General features: G+C 69.1%; 13 protein-coding genes. 5 read left to right on the top strand and 8 right to left on the bottom strand.

Translation table 11 applies throughout. The annotated features are described in order from the left end of the window. Window position 1: 1 nt before the first annotated feature. A complete protein-coding gene (locus GF068_RS27745) occupies window positions 2–1,393 on the bottom strand; it encodes an FAD-binding oxidoreductase (RefSeq protein WP_153822490.1) in 1,392 nt (463 codons plus the stop codon). A gap of 85 nt (window positions 1,394–1,478) precedes the next feature. Between GF068_RS27745 and GF068_RS27740 the strand changes: the two genes are divergently transcribed. Beyond that, window positions 1,479–2,759: a type III PLP-dependent enzyme domain-containing protein gene (locus GF068_RS27740; RefSeq protein WP_153822489.1), complete on the top strand. Its 1,281-nt coding sequence runs from the start codon at window positions 1,479–1,481 to the stop codon at window positions 2,757–2,759. Here GF068_RS27740 and GF068_RS27735 read toward each other — a convergent pair. The 3 genes from GF068_RS27735 to GF068_RS27725 all read right to left on the bottom strand — a co-directional run bounded on the left by GF068_RS27735 (window position 2,756) and on the right by GF068_RS27725 (window position 5,225). Beyond that, window positions 2,756–3,454, bottom strand: a complete 699-nt coding sequence (locus tag GF068_RS27735) for a class I SAM-dependent methyltransferase (RefSeq protein WP_153822488.1) — start codon at window positions 3,452–3,454, stop codon at window positions 2,756–2,758. The genes GF068_RS27740 and GF068_RS27735 overlap by 4 nt on opposite strands. A gap of 72 nt (window positions 3,455–3,526) precedes the next feature. Further along, window positions 3,527–4,444, bottom strand: a complete 918-nt coding sequence (locus tag GF068_RS27730; RefSeq protein WP_153822487.1) for a DNA adenine methylase — start codon at window positions 4,442–4,444, stop codon at window positions 3,527–3,529. 154 nt (window positions 4,445–4,598) lie between these two features. After that, window positions 4,599–5,225, bottom strand: a complete 627-nt coding sequence (locus GF068_RS27725; RefSeq protein ID WP_153822486.1) for a CDP-alcohol phosphatidyltransferase family protein — start codon at window positions 5,223–5,225, stop codon at window positions 4,599–4,601. A gap of 148 nt (window positions 5,226–5,373) precedes the next feature. Between GF068_RS27725 and GF068_RS27720 the strand changes: the two genes are divergently transcribed. After that, window positions 5,374–6,582, top strand: a complete 1,209-nt coding sequence (locus GF068_RS27720) for an LIC_10091 family protein (protein ID WP_153822485.1) — start codon at window positions 5,374–5,376, stop codon at window positions 6,580–6,582. Window positions 6,583–7,027: 445 nt separating this feature from the next. After that, window positions 7,028–9,946 carry a carboxypeptidase-like regulatory domain-containing protein gene (locus GF068_RS27715; protein ID WP_153822484.1) on the top strand — a complete coding sequence of 973 codons (2,919 nt, stop codon included), beginning with the start codon at window positions 7,028–7,030 and terminating at the stop codon, window positions 9,944–9,946. A 78-nt stretch (window positions 9,947–10,024) separates the two neighbouring features. Here the strand turns inward: GF068_RS27715 and GF068_RS27710 are convergent, their stop codons facing one another. Together GF068_RS27710 and ggt are read right to left on the bottom strand one after the other, a co-directional pair. Beyond that, window positions 10,025–11,476, bottom strand: a complete 1,452-nt coding sequence (locus GF068_RS27710; protein WP_153822483.1) for an RCC1 domain-containing protein — start codon at window positions 11,474–11,476, stop codon at window positions 10,025–10,027. Between the two features lie 134 nt (window positions 11,477–11,610). Further along, window positions 11,611–13,401 carry a gamma-glutamyltransferase gene (ggt, locus tag GF068_RS27705; RefSeq protein WP_153822482.1) on the bottom strand — a complete coding sequence of 597 codons (1,791 nt, stop codon included), beginning with the start codon at window positions 13,399–13,401 and terminating at the stop codon, window positions 11,611–11,613. Between the two features lie 108 nt (window positions 13,402–13,509). On the opposite strand from ggt, the gene GF068_RS27700 reads away from it, so the two are divergent. Together GF068_RS27700 and GF068_RS27695 are read left to right on the top strand one after the other, a co-directional pair. Beyond that, window positions 13,510–15,219 (top strand): choice-of-anchor Q domain-containing protein, encoded by a 1,710-nt coding sequence (locus GF068_RS27700; protein ID WP_153822481.1) that lies wholly within the window; start codon window positions 13,510–13,512, stop codon window positions 15,217–15,219. Window positions 15,220–15,259: 40 nt separating this feature from the next. Beyond that, window positions 15,260–16,216 carry a hypothetical protein gene (locus GF068_RS27695; RefSeq protein WP_153822480.1) on the top strand — a complete coding sequence of 319 codons (957 nt, stop codon included), beginning with the start codon at window positions 15,260–15,262 and terminating at the stop codon, window positions 16,214–16,216. Window positions 16,217–16,234: 18 nt separating this feature from the next. Here the strand turns inward: GF068_RS27695 and GF068_RS27690 are convergent, their stop codons facing one another. Together GF068_RS27690 and GF068_RS27685 are read right to left on the bottom strand one after the other, a co-directional pair. Further along, complete coding sequence (locus GF068_RS27690) at window positions 16,235–17,176, bottom strand: type 1 glutamine amidotransferase family protein (RefSeq protein WP_153822479.1); 942 nt, start codon at window positions 17,174–17,176, stop codon at window positions 16,235–16,237. 63 nt (window positions 17,177–17,239) lie between these two features. After that, the gene (locus GF068_RS27685; protein ID WP_153822478.1) at window positions 17,240–17,824 is read right to left on the bottom strand and encodes a hypothetical protein; all 585 of its coding nucleotides are present in this window, start codon (window positions 17,822–17,824) and stop codon (window positions 17,240–17,242) included. Window positions 17,825–17,887 lie beyond the last annotated feature (63 nt).

Below are 17,887 nucleotides of genomic sequence, written 5' to 3'. Positions count from 1 at the left end.
ATCAGAACACCTTCCCCGGGTTCATGATCCCGAGCGGATCGAGCGCCCGCTTGATCGCGCGCATGATCTCGATCTCCGTCCCCGATCGCGAATACGCGAGGTAATCCTTCTTGAGGAGCCCGATCCCGTGCTCCGCCGAGATGGAGCCGCGGTATTTGCGGACGAGATCGAACATCGTGTGATCGGCCTCGTGCGTGCGCGCGAGGAACGCCGCTTTCTCCATCGCGTCGGGCTTCATCACGTTCACGTGCAGGTTGCCGTCGCCGATGTGCCCGAAGAGCGCGATCTCCCAGCCCGGATAACGTGCTTCGAAGACGCTCTCGAGCTCCGCGCAGAAGCCTTCGAGCTCCTGGATCGGCAGCGCGATGTCGTTCTTGTGGGGCATCCCCGTCGCGCTCAGGCTCTCGCTGATCCCCTCGCGCAAGGCCCAGATCGCCGCCGCCTCGCCCGCGTGTTGCGCGAGCGTCCCGTCCGTCACCACGCCCCGCTCGAAGAGCGAAGTGATCCACCCTTCGAGCGCCTCCGGCTCGGCCCGCTCCACCTCGAGCAGCACGTAATACTCGCTCGGCGAGGAGAGCGGCTCCCGCACGCTCCGGTGCCGCCGCACGCGGGCCATGCATTTCTCCGTGAAGAACTCGTACGCCGTGATCACGAACGGCCCCGTGCGCGCCTCCCTGAAGAGCGATAGCACGCCCGCGAGGTTTGGCACGGCGAACAGGAGCACGTCGAGCTTGCCCGGCAGCCGCGTCAGCTTCAGCGTCGCCTCCGTGATGATCCCGAGCGTCCCCTCGCTCCCGATGAAGAGCTGCCGCAGATCGATCCCCGTGTTGTTTTTCTCGAGCGCGCCGCCGAGCTCGAGCACCTCTCCGCTCGCGAGCACCACCTCGAGCCCGAGCACCCACTGCCGCGTCAGCCCGTAGCGGATCACCTTCACGCCGCCCGCATTCGTGGCGATGTTCCCGCCCACCTGGCTCGATCCCTTCGAGGCGAAATCCACGGGCCAGGTCAAGCCGTGCTCGGCCACGTGCCGGTGCACCTCCTCCGTCACCGCGCCGGCCTGCACGCGCACCGTCCCGCCGAGCACGTCCACCGGGTTCATCCGCCGCATCCGCGACAGCGACACCACGACCTCGCCCTGCGCCGCCACCGCGCCCGCCGCGAGCCCCGTCCGCCCCCCCGAGGGCACGACGGGCACCTGAAACGCCGTGCAGAGCCGCAGGAGGCGCGACACCTCGTCCGTCGTGCGCGGCAAGGCCACGGCGGTCGGGCGCGGCTCGTGCACCTTCGTCCAGTCGCGGCCGAACGTGGCCAGGTCGGAAGGATCCACCGAGAGGAAATCGGCCGGGAAATCGCGGGCGACGGCGGCGAGGAGCGCCTCGGGCAGAGCGGTCATGGTCGGCTCGATATCGTGCCCTCGTCCTCCCTGCAACCGGCAAGCGCCGCTTGACGTGCACCGACGCCCGGCTACCACGAGCCCGATGAGCCGCTGGATCGAGCGTACCCGCGTCGAAGACGCCTCCGCCGTGCTCCGCCGCGCCATCGCCGAGGGCCTCTTCTCGAAGGACACGACTGCCGCCCTCTTCCACGACCTCGGCCGCGTCCGCGCGCGGCTCGCCGAGCTCGCCGAGCGGTTCCCCGAGGGCACGCTGCACGCCGTCGCGATCAAGGCGAACCCCGTCGTCGAGCTCCTCCGCGCGCTCGTGCAGGCGGGCGCGGGCCTCGAGGCCGCCTCGTTCGAGGAGGTCCGCCTCGCGCTCGCGGCCGGCTGCCCGGCCTCGCGTATCGTCTTCGACTCGCCCGCGAAGACCCGGGACGAGCTCGCCCAGGCCCTCGCGCTCGGCGTCCGGATCAACATCGACAACATGGACGAGCTCGATCGAATCGCGTCCTCGATCGGCGCGTCCGAGCCGCCGCTCGTCGGCCTCCGCGTCAATCCGCAGGTCGGCGGCGGCTCCATCGCGCTCACGAGCGTCGCGACCCGCTCCTCGAAGTTCGGCGTCCCGATCGAGCGGCGGGCCGAGATCCTCGCCGCGTTCGAGGCGCACCCCTTCCTGCGCGCATTACACGTCCACGTGGGCTCGCAAGGCATGCCGCTCGATCGCCTCGTCGAGGGCGTCGCCCGCGTCTTTTCCTTGCGCGACGACATCGAGCGCCGCGCCGGCAGAGGCCGCGTCCGCGCCTTCGATCTCGGCGGCGGCTTGCCCGTCGCTTACCGGCCCGAGGACGAGGCGATCCCGCTCTCGGCCTACGTCGACGCGCTGAAGGGCCGGATCCCCGGGCTCTTCGCGGGGGATCTCGGGCTCGTGACCGAGTTTGGCAGGGCCATCCACGCGACGGCCGGGTGGGCGGCGAGCCGCGTCGAATACGTCAAGCAGGCCGGGGACGAGCGGCTCGCCGTCATCCACCTCGGCGCCGATCTCCTCGTCCGCCGCGCCTATCGACCGGACGAATGGCACCACGAGATCGCGGTCCTCGACGCCGAGGGCCGCCCCAAGGGCGGGCCGACCGAGCGCGTCACCCTCGTCGGCCCGCTCTGCTTCTCGGGCGACGTCATCGCTCACAACACGGTCCTGCCGCGGATCGATCCGGGTGATTTCGTCCTCCTCCACGACGTCGGCGCCTACACGCTCGGCATGTGGTCGCGCCATTGCAGCCGCGGCCTGCCGCTCGTGCTCGGTCATGACGGCGACGAGCTCTCCGTGCTGAAAGAACACGAGACGCCCGACGACGTCGTCGCGTTCTGGAGCAAATCCCGCTAGCGCCGCGACGGCGGGATCCGGTGCGGCCGGTGCTCCTGCTTCACCCAGAGCTGGAGGAGCGCCGTCCCTTCGACGTCCTCCTCCACGATCTCGTAATCGGGCGGCATCTTCCCGCCGAACCCCTGGTACGTCACCACCCGCATCCCGGGCGGCGCCGCGGAGAGCGCCGCCTCGATCCGCGTCACGTCCTCCTGGAACCGCTCCAGCGAGAGCGCGACCTCGCGGTCCATCTGGAACGACGGCGCGACCAGGTTCTCCTCGAACGGGTTGTAGAAATAAAGCGCGTCGAAGTACGAAAAATCGATGTCTTCGAACGTCCCGTGCACGAGCCTCGCGCCCCTCGCCCCCACGGCGGCGATCACCTCGCGGCCCACGTCGACGAGCTTTTGCCTGTGCTCGACGCCCACGAAGATGCTCTCCGTGACGAGCGCGCCGACGAGGCAAAACTTCCCCACCCCCGCGCCCACGTCGAGCACGCGCACCCGCCCCTCCGGCGCGCAGAGCTTGGCCGCCCGCGCCGCGACGGAGACGGGCGTCCAGAAGCGTGACGAGTGCTCCCGGACGTCGTCGGGATAAAGCGCGTCGAACGCCTCGTCGGTCACGCCTTCGCCGGCGACGAGCGCCTCGATCGTCTCCCACGCGGACGCGGAGAGCACGAGGGTGCCTGGACGGTGGTGCGGGAGAACGGCGCGCATACGCCTCTCATCGGGCTCGGAGTCCGGGACCGGGAGCCCTGGGTCGGGACGCACGGGGCAGCTTTTCCGAATTTACCGGATGATGAGCTCTTGAATCCGTCCGCGCCCGGCGGCCTTGCAGTTGATGGCCCGCGACGCGCCCACGGCGGCGAGCTCGAAGCCGTCCCCGTAGAGCGAATACACCTCGGGCGCCGACGAGTTCGACAGGAGCACCCGCACGCCGCGCTCCTTCAGCTCGCGCGCCACGTCCCGGAGCCTCTGCTGCTCGCGCATCCCGAACCCGCCGCTCGTGTACGACGTGAAGCTCGACGAGGCCGAGAGCGGCACGTACGGCGGATCGAAATACACGAAATCCCCTGCCCGCGCCCGCGACGCGACGTCCTCGAAGGACGCGTGCCGGATCGTGGCGTGCTTCAGGGCCCGCGCGCAGGCGCGGAGGTTCTCCGCGTCGCAGATCGTGGGGTTCTGGTAATCGCCGAACGGCACGTTGTACTGGTTTTGCCGGTTCACCCGGTAGAGCCCGTTGAACCCGGTGCGGTTCAGGTAAATGAACCAGGCGGCCACCTCCACGTCCGTCTTCGTGTCGATGTCGCTCGCGCGCAATTTCATGAAGAAATCGCGGTCGTGCGGGTAGGACGCGAGCAGGCCGATGACGTCCTCGACGGCGTCGCGCACGCCGATGTACGTGCGGACGAGCCGCTCGTTCGTATCGCTGAGCTCGGCGCGCTCGGGCAGGAGGTGGAAGAACAGCGCGCCGCCCCCGACGAAGGGCTCGTGATACGTATTGAAGCGCGACGGAATACGCGGATCGAGCTCGTGGAGGAGCTGCCTCTTGCCGCCGACCCACTTGATGAAGGGTTTCGCCGTCCCCGGCTCGATCTCGCGAATGTCCGGACGCGGCTTTCCACGGGCCTTGAGGGGCCCGGGGCGGACGGACGGGAGGGGAACTGCGGACGGGGTGTGGAGCGGTCGAATCGCGCGCTCGAGCATGTGGATACCCCAGCAACTACAATGGGGGATCGCGCCCGGCAAAACTTTCGATCGAAGAAGTTCGGGACAGATTCTACCGCTGAAAACTTGTCCCTGTTTTCGTCACTGAAAACTTGTCCCTGAACAAAAGGACGGGGATCAGGGGATCAGCGGCTCAGGGCTTCGGGATGCGCAGCGTCTTCGATATCATCGCGCTGCCGCTCAACACGAAGAGCAGGACGAGCGGGTGCAGCTCCCACGGCCCGAGCATGACGGCCCCGCCCGGCAGCGCCGCGCCGATACGATCGGCCGACGCGAGCGCGCCGAACAGCGCCACGAGCGCGAGGCTCGTCGGGATCGGCGTCCCTTCGTAATACTTGACCTTCCCGCCTTCGTCCGCGAGCGAGGCCGCCGTCGCGTTGTACCGCGCGAGCCGCGAGATCCCGCAGGCCACGAAATACACGAGCGCGATCGCGTCCCAGCCCCCGCGCATCCCGAGCCCGAACGCGAGCGCGGCCGGGGCCACGCCGAACGAGACGAGATCCGCGAGCGAGTCGAGCTCCTGACCGAGCATCGAGACCTCGCGCCGGGCCCGCGCCACGCGGCCGTCGAGGAAATCGCAGAGCAGCGCGACCGGGAAAAGCGCGAACGCGAGGCGGAGGAAGGTCACGTCGCCCGAAGCCACGTACTTCATCGTCGCCAGCATCGACCCGGTCCCCGCGAACCCATTACCAAGTGTCAAGAAATCCGCGACCTGGAAGTCACGGATCATCGAGAAGCGGCGGCGGCGAGGCTTCTTCATGGCAGCGCTGGCTTTCATGGCACAACGTGGGCACGCGGCCAAGATCCCCCCACGCGCGCCCCTCGCCACGCCTTGACATCCCGCGTGGTTCCATCGGACCCTCGACGCCCTGGACGACGCTCGCCCGCCGAGACGTTCCCGGTCCGCCATGGCCCCCAAGACCCCGCGCCTGCTCCCCTGCCTCGCCCCGGCCCTCGCCCTGCTCGTCGCCACCGCGTGCGACCCGCCCAGGAAGGAGCCCGCGCCCTCCGCAGCCGCCTCCGCAGCTTCCACAGCCGCCGCCGCTCCCGCCTCCGCCTCCGCGGTCGTCCCCGCCTCTGCCCCCGTAGCCCCGGCGTACGGCCCCTTTGGTGAGCTGGTCCGCACCTTGTCCGAGCCGGGGGGCGATTTCATCTCGGACAACCTCATCTCGAACGAGACCTCGTACCTCCAGACGGCCGACGCGCTCGCGGCGCGGCCCGAGGGGGGCGTCTACATCGGGGTCGGGCCCGAGCAGAATTTCACGTACCTCGCCCTCACCCGCCCGCGGCTCGCCTTCATCGTCGACATCCGGCGCGACAACCTCCTCCAGCACCTCTATTACCGGTTCCTCTTCGAGGAGGCCGAGAGCCGCTCCCATTTCCTCGCCCTGCTCGTCGGCAGGCCCTACGACGCGGCCACGGCCCCGCCCGAGGACGCCGACATCTACGCCGTCCTGAAACACGCCGAGGCGAAGGCGCCCGACCCGGAGCTCTTCGCGACGACCGTCGATCGCGCCATGAAGCGCATGCAGGAGGCCTACGGCGTCACGCTCGGGGACAAGGACAAGCGCGCGCTCGCGCGGATGACGCAGGTATTTTTCGACAAACAGATCGACCTCCGGTTCGAGCTCAAGGAGAGCTCGGGCCGCAAATACCCCTCGCTGCGCGAGCTGCTCGTCGCCGCCGATCCCGCGGGCAAGAGGCGCGGCTTCCTCGCGACCGACGCGTCCTTCCGCTTCGTCCAGCGCATGGAGCGCGAGGGCCGCGTCGTCCCCGTCGTCGGCGACTTCGCGGGCGACGGCGCCCTGCCCGCCATCGCCGCGTTCCTCCAGAAAAACGACCTCCGCGTGAGCACGTTTTACGTGTCGAACGTCGAGCAATACCTGCTCGACCCGAAGGTGTGGTCGAAATGGATCCGCAACGTCGCCGCCCTGCCGAAGACGGACGACGCGCGGCTTTTGCGGTGTTACCTCGACCAGGGCCAGAAGCACCCGAAGCAGATGGAGGGCCACCGCACGGCCACCGTGCTCGCCGGCATGGCCGATTTCGTTTCGCGCGAGCAGAAGAAGCCCACGCGATCGTGGTTCAAGATCGCGAGCGAGGGGCTCGTCGACTGAAACGGGCACGGGCGTGCGCGCGCGGGGCGTTGCCCCGCACCCCAGAAGGGGGCTGTCCGCCCCCTTCACCCCGGACCAGCGCAAGCGCTGGACTCGTGGTGGAAGAACTGCGCGATGCGCAGTTCTTCCAGCAGGCCGGTGGCAAGGCCGTGGAGGTCTTCTCGAGCTGTCGACGGCCGGCTGGATGGGCAGAGGCGTTGCCGGTCTTGACTCGGCCTGTTCGATGAGCTGCGCTCCGCGCAGTTCATCGACAAAAGGTCCAGCGCTTGCGCTGGTCCGGGTCGAGGGGCGGACAGCCCCCGTGGGGCCTGGGGCAAAGCCCCAGCGAAGCGCCTGCACGATGGGAGTGTTGGCGTGATCCCACGCGCTCCACATCATCTCTTGACATTCGGGAAGTTCCCGATGAGATCAGGCGCGGAGGAATTTCGTGCATAGACCTCTTTTGTTGAAATTCGGATGGACGCTCGTCTGCGCCACGCTCATCGGCGTCGTGGGATGCGGCCCGCAAGGCGGCGACGGCAGCGGCGCCGGGAGCGGCGAGGGCGGCGACGCCGGGAGTGGCGGTGACGGCGGAAACAACCCTGCCGGGACCGGCGGAATGGGACAGGGCGGCGGGGGTGGCGGCGGGTGCGCGGATCAATGTAGCGAGGGGCAGACGCAGTGCTCGAACACGCAGCTTCAGACGTGCGCGCTCCAGGCCAATGGCTGCTACGATTGGGCCACACCGCAGAGCTGCCCCACCTTCCAGACGTGCTCCGGCGGGCAGTGCGTCAGCTCGTGCACCGATCAGTGCGCCGCGGGTGAGACGCAGTGTTCTGGGGCGAATGTTCAGTCCTGCGCGCTCCAGGCGAACGGCTGCTACGACTGGAACCCGGCGCAGGGGTGTCCCACGTTCCAGACCTGCTCTGGCGGGCAGTGCGTGCTCGCGTGCACGGACACGTGCACGAATGGCGCCACGCAGTGCGCGAACGGGCAGATCCAGACCTGCGGCCTGCAGGCCAATGGCTGCTATGATTGGAACGCCGCGCAGAACTGCCCGACGTTCCAGACCTGCAATGGTGGCCAGTGCGTCAGCTCGTGCACCGATCAATGCATGGGCGGCGCGACGCAATGCTCGGGTCCGCAGGTCCAGACGTGCGGGCTCCAGGCGAACGGCTGTTATGACTGGAACCCCGGCGCGAGCTGCCCCGCGGGCCAAGCTTGCGAGGCCGGCGCGTGCGCCTCGCAGTGCGAGGACACGTGCACGCAGGGACAAACGCAGTGCTCTGGCACGCAGGTGCAGTCCTGCGTGCTGCAAGCGACCGGCTGCTACGACTGGGGCGCGGCGACGGCCTGCCCCTCGCCGCAGATCTGCCAGGGCAACGCGTGCGCGTCGTCGACGTGCGTGCAGAACGAGCTGCGCTGCAACGGCAACCTGCTCGAGGTCTGCAACGGCAGCAACCAGTGGCAAACGCAGCAGGTCTGCGCGCAGGCGTGCGACCCGGCGATGCAGGCCTGCACCGGCACGACCACCTGCGTGGCCGGCTCGCGGCGCTGCAACGGCCTGCAGACGCAGGTCTGCAACTCCACCGGCACCGCGTGGCTCACGGTCGAGACGTGCGCCATCGCCTGCGACGGCTCGAACGGCCTCTGCGCCGGCGCGTGCGAGTCGGGCGAGAAGCGCTGCAACGGGAACACGCCCGAGACCTGCAACGCCACGGGCACGGCCTGGACGCAGGGGCAAACCTGCGGGACGTATTGCTTCAACGGCGACTGCGCGCAACCGAGCCTGGTCATCGACGCCAACGCCAACGCCACGCTCGACGGCGAGCAGGTCTTCGCGGGCGACGTGACCATCATCAACTCCAGCGTGCTCACGGTGCCCTCGGGCAAACTCGTGATCCGCGCGAAGAACTTCGTGCTCGACGCGAGCTCGCAGATCGTCGTGACCCCGACGGGCAACGATCCGCGCGGCAAGGGGGCGAACGGCGGCGCGAGCTCCTGCAACGCGCAGGGGTATTGCACCGCCTCCGGGACGAAGCCCGGCAGCGGCGGCGGCTACGGCGTCGCGGGCAGCAGCGGCAGCGCGACGTTCAGCTGCTACTACAGCGGCACGCGTTACTGCAGCGTGTCGTCCGCGGGCGGTCCCGCCTACGCGATCGCCGATCAAGAGCCGGCGATGGGCTCGAGCGGCGGCACCTGCTCGAGCGGCACCGCGGGTCTGGGCGGCGGCATGCTCGTGATCTACGCCGAGAACATCACGATCGCCGGTCAGATCACGGCCAACGGCCAGAGCGCCTCCGGCTGCGCGGGTGGCGGCTCCGGCGGCGGCGTCGTGCTGCGCGCGACGAACGACCTCAAGTTCAGCGGCTCCATCTCGACCGCAGGCGGCAACGGCGGCGCGAGCGGCGGCGGCAACGGCGGCAACGGCGCGGTCAAGCTGCTCTACGGCAACTCGAAGACGATCACCGGCTCGGTCGTGGCCGCGAAGTTCGAGTCGTACATGGCGCCGTTCGACGTGTCGTCGTCGACGCACCCGAACTCGAAGCTCTGGTACAACGATGGCTTCCCGTCCTTCGAGCTCGCGTGGAGCAAGCCGTTCACCGCGTCGGCCGGCTACTACTACAAGCTCAACACGACCTACGGCTTCGTGCCGAACTCGTCGAACGCGAGCTACAAGCCGGAGGAGTCCGTCCTCTACACGCCGACGGATCTCGGCGTCGGGACGAACTACTTCCACATCAGCACCCTCGGGCCGTTCGCCAACTTCGGCACCGTCGAGGAACGCTTCGTGGTCAACATCAACGCGGCCACGCCCTCGGTGTCCTCGTCGAGCCACGCGAACCAGTCGACCTGGTACACGAACAACTCGCCGTACTTCTCGTGGACGCTGCCGAAGGCGGACGAGAACACGAAGAACTTCTACTGGGAGTTCGATCCCTACGCGACGACCATGCCGGATCACGACTCGAACACGATCCCCATGGATCTGACGAGCCCGCAGAACTCGAAGCAGATCCTCCTGCCCGGCAAGACCAACGGCATCTGGTTCTTCCACCTGATCGCCGAAGACACGATGGGGAACCTGACGAAAAACGCCACGCACTACCGCGTCCAGATCGGCACCGATCCGGGCAAGGGCAGCGTGTCGGGCACGGTCACGGACGGGATGACGGGGCAGTTCATCTCGGGCGCGTCGGTCACCCTGAACCGCGGCATGCACGACGGGACGACCAACGCGAGCGGCGGCTTCGCCTTCGCGAACACGGTCTTCGCCCAGCAATACGAGGTGCGCGTGAGCAGGGCGGGATATCAGGACGCCGTCAAGACGGTCACGGTCACGACAGGACAAACCGCGACCGTCAACTTCGCGCTCCAGCCCTGACCCGCAAAGACCCACCCCTCCGCGGCCGGGACGGTTTCCGTCCTGGCCGCGCTCCCCCTGAGACCCTCGCGGATCCCGTCAATTGCAGGTGAGCTGCGGCTGCACCGGCGTCGCTTTCAAGAGGACAGCCGTGCCGTCGCCGATCTGCCCGGCGTCGTTGCGCCCCCAGGCGTAGATCAGGCCGTCGGCCGTGAGCGCGAAGCTGTGCTGCGCGTCGGGGCCCGCCGCGATGATCTTGATCGCGGGCAGGCCGGCGACCTGCGCCGGCGTCGCTCGTGGCGAGGTGCTGCCATCGCCGAGCTGCCCGTTCTGGTTATCGCCCCAGGTCCACAAGGTCCCGTCGCTCCGGAGCGCCATGCTGTGCAGATCGCCTGCAGCGATGGCCACCACGTCGGACAGCCCCTGCACCTCTACGGGCGTATTTCGCTGCGTGGTGGTGCCGTCGCCGAGCTGACCGCTCGTATTCTGGCCCCAGGCCCACACGGTCTTGTCGGACCTCAGCACCAGGCTATGCCCCTGCCCGGCTGCCACGGCCACGCCCCCCGTGATGCCCTGCACCTCGACGGGCGTATTTCGCTGCATGGTGGTGCCGTCGCCGAGCTGGCCATAGAGGTTCGAGCCCCAGGCCCAAGCCGAGCCATCCGCCCTGAGCGCCAGGTTGTGGAGCTGTCCCGACGCGACGATGGCCACGTTGGAGAGGTTCTGCACCTGGATGGGCGCCGTGCGATTGTTGACGCTCCCATCGCCGAGCTGACCGTTCGTGTTCTGCCCCCAGGCCCACACCGCGCCGGCCTTGGTGAGCGCCAGCGAATGGTAAGAGCCCGCGGCGACGGAGATGATGTCGGCGAGGTTCTGCACCAGCACCGGCGTATTCCGTTGCGTGGTGGAGCCGTCGCCGAGCTGGCCATAAAGGTTCGAGCCCCAGGCCCGGACGGTGCCGTCGCTCCTCGCCGACACCACGTGGACACGACCCGCGGCGATACGCAAGGCTCCCGTGAGCCCCTTGACCGGCACCGGCGTGGGTTGATTGTCCGTGCTCCCTTCGCCGAGCTGGCCCGAGGCGTTGCTCCCCCAGGACATGACCGTGCCTTCGCCCCGCACGGCCAAGCTATGTCCGCGACCGCCGGCCACGTCGACGAGGCAAGGCCCCTTTTCGCAGGTCGGACCCGTATATCCGGGGGCGCAAACGCATACGAAAGAGCCTTCCGTGTTCGTGCAGGTGGCGTTGGCGCTACACGGGCCCTCCGCGCACTCGTCGATGTCCTCGCATTTCGTGGGCTCGCCGCTGCACGTGAAGCCCTGCTCCGTGGAGCATGTGGCCGAGCAACCGTCACCGTCCGCCGTATTGCCGTCGTCGCAGTCCTCTCCGCCGCCGACGATCCTGTCGCCACATTCCTGGTCGCCCTCCCCTCCGGAGCCCCCCTCGCCAATCGCCCCGGCGGCCCGCGCGCAGCCGCCCCCCGATGCTCCGAGCACGCCCGCGAGGAGCGCCCCGCTCAGCAACGTGGCCAGCGCTTTACAGCTCGTCATGGTTCGAATTTGGTCCACAGCTCGACTCCTCACTCTGGACCTCGCCGCGTACCACGTCCATGTATCCGCTTCCAGATGGCCTTTCCATCCGCCGCGCGTGGAGCTCACGAACGAGGAGCTCGTCGAAGGAACCTTCAAAGCCCGAGCGCGAGCCCGCTCTTGTTGCGCGGCTCGGCCGCCCCCATCCACACGCCGCCCGGTCCTCGCACAATCGACGGCGCGTCCGCGATCGCGTCCCACGCCTCGAATCGATGCCCGAGCGCGCCGAGCGCCTTCTTCACGTCCTCCGGCAGCCCGCCTTCCTCGTGGAAAATCTGATCCGGCAGGTGCTGGTGATGCACCCGCGGCGCGCCCACCGCCGCCGTCGCGTCCATCCCGTGATCGAGCACGTTCGTGATCACCGCGAGCGTCGCCGAGATGATCGTCGGCCCTCCCGCCGCGCCCGTCACGATTCGCACGGCCCCGTCCGGCCCGACCACGATCGTCGGCGTCATCGACGAGAGCATCCGCTTTCCGGGCGCCACCGCATTGGCCTCCCCTTGCACGAGCCCGAAGACGTTGGGTCTCCCGGGCTCCGTGGCGAAGTCGTCCATCTCGTTGTTCAGGAGAAACCCGCCGCCCCGCACGACCACGGCCGAGCCGAGGGACGTGTTGATCGTCGTGGTGAGCGCCACGGCCGCGCCTTCGCGGTCCACGATCGAGAAATGGGTCGTGTGTTTTTTCTCGTTCGCGCCCCCGCGCCCGGGCCCGACCTCGGACGAGGGCGTGGCGCGGGCTGGATCGATCGAGGCGCGCGCCTCTCGAAGGGCCTCGGCCGAGACGAACCCGTTCGTCGGGATCGGCACGAAGGCCGGATCGCCGAGGTAATGGTTTCGCAGGGCGAACGCGCGGCGCGACGTCTCCACCGTGACGTGCAGGGCCTCGGGCGAGAGGAACCCCATCTTCCCGAGGTCATGGCCCTCGAGCACGCCGAGCATGAAAGCGAGCACGAGCCCGCCCGAGGAGGGCGGCGGCATCGCGAAGACCTCGTGCCCGCGGTATTTCATCTCGACCGGCGTCCGCCAGACCGGCCTGTACGCCGCGAGATCCTCGGCCGTGACGATCCCCCCGCCCGCCTTCATTTCCGAGGCAATGAGCCTCGCCGTCTCCCCCTCGTAAAACCCCGGCGCCCCGCGCTCCGCGATGCGCTCGAGCGCCCGCGCGAGCTCAGGGTTTTTCAGGACCGCCCCGACGGCGAGCGGCTCGCCTCCGGGCAAAAACATCGCGGCCGAGGATGGAAAACGAGCAAGATCGGCCGCGCGATGCCGGAGGATCTCGGCGAGCCCCTCGTCCACGGAGAACCCCTCCTCCGCGAGCCGGATCGCGGGCGCCACGAGCTCCTTCCACGGCAGCTTCCCGTACACGCGGTGCGCCTCCCAGAGCCCGGCCACCGCGCCCGGCACGCCCGCGGCGAGGTGTCCCACGAGGGAGGCGTCGTTTTTCCCGAAGAACATCTCCCGCGTCGCCTTCGCCGGCGCGGTCTCGCGGAAATCGAGCGCGCGCACCTCGCCTTTCTCCGCGCGGACGACCATGAACCCTCCGCCGCCGATGTTCCCGGCCTGCGGGAACACCACGGCGAGCGCGAACGCCACGCCGATCGCCGCGTCCACGGCGCCGCCGCCCTTGCGGAGGATCTCGACGCCCACGCGTGTCGCGTCCGCCGCGTCGCTCGTGACCATGCCGTCCCGCCCCGACGCGGGCTCGGCGCGCAGATCGAAGCGCCACTGCGCGGGCACGCGTGAGAGCGCGGGCGCCGCCGCCGCGACGGACGAGGCCGCCGGCGCCACCGGGGGCTTCGGGGGCTCGCCGCAGGAGGCCACGAGGATCGTGGAGACGACGAAGGTGGCGCGGACGAGGAGCCGGCGCGCGGCGACGTTTTCGTTCACGGGCGGCTACATACCATGTGCGCTCGGCCGTCTTCGCAGGATCGTGCGATCGTCTTCATATCCCCGCGCGACTCGCGTAAGGATGGACAGCAACTGCGGAGGTCCTCCATGCGATCTTTCTTTTCGTCCCTCGCCCTCGTCACGCTGACCTGCACCACGCTCCTCGCCGCCTGCGGAGGCAATGGTGGTGAAAACGGAAGCGGAAGCGGCGCCGGAAGCGGAAGCGGCGGAAGCGGCGGCAGCGGCGCCGGAAGCGGCAGCGGCGGCAGCGGTGGCAGCGGTGGCGGCGGCGGAAGCGGCGGCGGCGGCGGCGGCGCCTCGTTCACCTGCGACCCGCCGAACGAGCTCGTCGACACCACCAATCCCACCACGACCGTCGGCGCCGGCACGCCCGAGAGCTGCACCGAGGCGGCGCTCGACGCGGCGATCGCGGGTGGTGGCGTCATCGTCTTCGATTGTGGCCCTGCGCCCGTCACCATCCTCCTGAGCACGGCCAAGGAGATCACGGCCGACACCGTCGTCGACGGCGGCGGCCTCGTCACCTTGAGCGGCGACAAGAAGACCCGCATCTTCGAGATGGATACGAAAAACTTCGAGGCCACGAGCCCGACCCTCACCGTCCAGCGCCTCACGCTCCGCGACGGCAAGGCCTCGGGCACGGCCATTCCGCTCGGCACCGACATCGACGGCGGCGGCGGCGCCATCTATCACCGCGGCGGCAACGTCAGCGTCGTCGATTGCGTCTTTCTGGACAACGAGGCCGCGCTCGAGGGCCCGGACGTCGCGGGCGGCGCCATTTACAGCATCGGCCTGGGCACGCTCACCGTGAGCGGCAGCCACTTCTCGGGCAACCGCGCCGCCAACGGCGGCGCCATCGGCGCGCTCGGCGCGGGGATCGTCCTCGCCAACAGCACGATCGAAGACAACCATGCCACCGGCTACGGCGCCAATTACATCGACGAGAATGGCCAGCAGGCCGGCCGCGGCGGCAATGGCGGCGCGATCAGCATGGATGGCCAGGGCCGGACGCTCTCGATCTGCGGCACGGTCGTCCGGAACAACCAGGGCCGCGCCTTCGGCGGCGGGCTCTTCCGCACGGGGTACGAGACGGAGCCCACGCGTATCGATCGTTCGACCTTCGACGGCAACTCCATCGAGGATCACGGCGACGCCGACGAGCCGAGCAGCGCCGGCGGCCTCTACATCCAGGGCACGCATGTCACCATGACCGCGTCGACCGTCTCGAACAACCGATCCGAGGCCTTCGCTGGCCTCTGGATCCTCGGCCACGGCGCGACGCCCGCCATCGCCGAGCTCACGAACGTCACCATCACGGGCAATGCCACCTATCCCCGCGCCGATTTCACCACGCGTGGTATCGGCGGCGGCCTCATCGTCGGCGACAACACGACGGGCACGGTCGTCAACTGCACGATCGCCGGCAATGCGGCGCAGTTCGCCTCGGGCATCGCGCGGGTCTCGAACATCGAGGTCCGCAACTCCATCATCAGCAACGACGCGGACAACGAGTACACGCCCCTCAATTGCACGGGCAGCTCCTACGCCCAGCCGCCGGGCGCGGGGCAAAACAACCTCCAGTGGCCGAACGGCAAGAAGGACGACATGGATTGCACGCCCGGCATCACGCGCGCGGACCCGCTCCTCGGCGACCTCGCGGACCATGGCGGGCCGACCCGCACGATCGCGCCCCAGGCCGGAAGCCCCGCGATCGGGGCGGGCGCGGATTGCCCGGCCACCGATCAACGGGGAGAGCCGCGGAACCAGGCGCAGTGCGCGCTCGGCGCGTACGAGCCCTGACCCATTGCCATCGAGCCTCGAAACGGCTTAGCATCGCCGCATGCTTCGCCCTCGATTCTCCGTCCTCTCCGCATTCGTCGTCTCCCTCGCCTCGTCCGGCGCGCTGATCTCGGCGTGCTCGTTCGATCAGACAGGCAGCCTCACGCCCTCGGGCCCCGGCGGTCCGGGCGGCGCGGCGGGCATGGGTGGCGCAGGCGCGAGCGGGTCCGGCGGCGCGGCGGGCATGGGCGGCGCAGGCGCGAGTGGTGGCGCGGGCGGCGCGGGCGGCGCCGGAGGCGCGGGTGGGGTCGGCGGCGCGGGCGCGGGAGGCGCGGGCCACGGGAGCAGCGCGAGTTCTTCGTCGACGGGCGGAATGCTAGGAAAGACCAACGGCGCGCCGTGCATGATGGGCACCGAATGCACGAGTGGTCACTGCACCGACGGCGTCTGCTGCGCCGAGGCCTGCGATCAGCCGTGCCATTCGTGCGATCAGCCGGGCGACCTCGGATCGTGCGAGCCGCGCGCGGCCGGCCGGGATGAATGCGCGACGCCCGGAGAGCTCTGCAATGCCGAAGGCTCGTGCGCGTGTGGCGTCGCCAAGCTGCCGACCGGAGACACCTGCCCGGATCCGTGGCAGCCCGGGGCCAACCCCGGCACGTGTGTCCGCACGTGTGACGGCAACGAGTGCAAGAACATGACCCTCGTTTGCCCGGAGGGCTTTCATTGCGTCGTGCAGTGCAGCGGGTTGAACGCCTGCCGCGACGGCACGAACATCCAGTGCCCCGCGGGGCACGATTGCAGCGTGATCTGCAGCGGGCAAAATAGCTGCAGCGACGCGAACATCACGTGCAGCGGGGATGGCCCTTGCGCGCTCACGTGCGGAAACACGAACGGCGCCTGCACGAACGTCGATTTCACCTGTGGAGCAAACGCCTGCGCGGCGACGTGCGAGGGCAGCATCAAGCCCGCCGTGCTGAACGGCGACGCCTCGTGCGGGCTCGACAACGGCTGCCAGTAACCCCCCCGACGCCCTCCCTCAATGCGAGGCGAGGATCTCCGTGAGGCTCGAATACCGGCTCGGCTGCCGGCTGCCGTAGTGCAGCAGCGCGCCGCCGGCGGTCATCCACGACTCGTCGAAGCGGCCGTCGGGCGACTGGATGCGCACGAGGTGATCGCCGTTGTCGAAGGCCCAGTGCCGGCCTTGCGGGTCGAAGTGCTCGATACGCGCGCCCTGGCGCGTGCGGATGTGGAACTGGTCCGACGGGATGGCCCACGTCCGGTCCACGACGAACTCGTAGATCTGCCAGATGTTGCCCGAGGGCAAGACGCCCCAGTCCACGTTCAGGCCTGCGTCGTTCGGCACGCCGAAGACCCGGTAGTCGCCGAAGCGCTGCGCCGCGCCCCAGAGATCCACGTTGCGGCTCGCGTCGTGGTGCAGCGTGATCATCGACTTGCGCACCAGGCCAAAGCCCTTCGTGTCCGTGTAGTCGTCGTACGTGCGCCGGAAGATGTGCTCGCAGAGCTGATCGGCGCCCGCCGAGAAGCCCACCGTGAGCAGGCCACGCTCCTTGCGCTCGTGCAGGATCCGCCCGAACTTGCCGGGCTCCCCGTTGAAGCGCGCGCCGAGCTCCTTGTATCGGTGCAGGCCCGTCACGCTGTGACCGCCGCCGAGGATCACCACCTCCGACGACCACAGGGAATGCCAGAACGTCTCCACGTCCTCGCCGCGCAGCCCGCTGTTCCAGTAGAACGGCAGGTACTCGAGGCCAAACCGATCGTAGAAGCCGAAGAAATAACGGAAGTTGCCCCAGGCGAACTCCTGACGTTCGTACTCGCTCCCGTTCTGCGGGGTCTCGGACATCGGGAGGAACAGGATCCGCTTGTTGCTCTCACCGCGCAGCGCGCGCTGCACGATGTAGTGATCGTGGATCAGTTCGGATCGGTCGTGCGAGCTGTAGACGAGGGCGGTGCCTTTCATGGTCGGGGCTGAGTAGAGTCCCGGAAGGCGCCGTTCGTCAAGGGCGGACGTCAGAGAACGGGTTCAGTCGAGGAACAGCATCAAGGAGAGCGCGGAGAGCCGCTCTGCGTCGCTCCACGAGGCGAAGCCGCGGCCGACCTGCAGTTCGACCTGCTCGGGGTACCAGCGCCCGAAACAACGCCTCCTCCCCACGTAGACCTCGCCGCGGCGGCCGAGGTGGAGCTCGCAGCGGCCGAGCACCACGCGCGCGCGGTCGTCGCTCAACGCGACCTCGACGTCCCTGCCGTAGACGAGCCCACGCGCCGTGACGGCGTGATCTTCGCGGGCGATCGCGAGGTCGAACGGCAACGACGAGGCGAGCCCGTGGACGCGGTTGCCCTCGACACGCGCGTCGACGAGCCGCCCGTAGACGTGCCCGCGCAACGCGTGATCGTCCGGATCGGTGTAGCGGCCGAGGTTCACGTCGAGCCCGAGCACGCCGCCCGCGTCGACCCGACCGCCGATCACCTCGCGGCCATGACTGAAGACCGCGAAGCGGTTGTAGTCCCGGGGTTCGTCGTAGAGCTCCGCCTGCGAAGGGAAGTTCGGCGGAACCGCACACCCCAGCGGAACGACGAGCGCGAAGAGCGAAAGCAGCCACGTTCGCACGAGCACCTCCCTCACCGAAGAACCATCGGCCAGCGATTGTGGCACGAGACCGGCCCCTTGAAA

The organism is Polyangium spumosum (assembly GCF_009649845.1).
Lineage (GTDB): Bacteria > Myxococcota_A > Polyangia > Polyangiales > Polyangiaceae > Polyangium > Polyangium spumosum.
Note: the sequence above shows the minus strand (reverse complement) of the source record. Positions and strands in the feature narration are given on the sequence as shown.

What these genes read in the sequence shown, in the direction of transcription:
- GF068_RS27720 (WP_153822485.1), top strand. Translation starts at nt 5,374, where the DNA reads ATGGCCCCCAAGACCCCGCGCCTGCTCCCCTGCCTCGCCCCGGCCCTC.
- GF068_RS27695 (WP_153822480.1), top strand. Translation starts at nt 15,260, where the DNA reads ATGCTTCGCCCTCGATTCTCCGTCCTCTCCGCATTCGTCGTCTCCCTC.
- GF068_RS27690 (WP_153822479.1), bottom strand. Translation starts at nt 17,176, where the DNA reads ATGAAAGGCACCGCCCTCGTCTACAGCTCGCACGACCGATCCGAACTG.
- GF068_RS27700 (WP_153822481.1), top strand. Translation starts at nt 13,510, where the DNA reads ATGCGATCTTTCTTTTCGTCCCTCGCCCTCGTCACGCTGACCTGCACC.
- GF068_RS27735 (WP_153822488.1), bottom strand. Translation starts at nt 3,454, where the DNA reads ATGCGCGCCGTTCTCCCGCACCACCGTCCAGGCACCCTCGTGCTCTCC.
- GF068_RS27740 (WP_153822489.1), top strand. Translation starts at nt 1,479, where the DNA reads ATGAGCCGCTGGATCGAGCGTACCCGCGTCGAAGACGCCTCCGCCGTG.
- GF068_RS27730 (WP_153822487.1), bottom strand. Translation starts at nt 4,444, where the DNA reads ATGCTCGAGCGCGCGATTCGACCGCTCCACACCCCGTCCGCAGTTCCC.
- GF068_RS27745 (WP_153822490.1), bottom strand. Translation starts at nt 1,393, where the DNA reads ATGACCGCTCTGCCCGAGGCGCTCCTCGCCGCCGTCGCCCGCGATTTC.
- GF068_RS27725 (WP_153822486.1), bottom strand. Translation starts at nt 5,225, where the DNA reads ATGAAGAAGCCTCGCCGCCGCCGCTTCTCGATGATCCGTGACTTCCAG.
- GF068_RS27710 (WP_153822483.1), bottom strand. Translation starts at nt 11,476, where the DNA reads ATGACGAGCTGTAAAGCGCTGGCCACGTTGCTGAGCGGGGCGCTCCTC.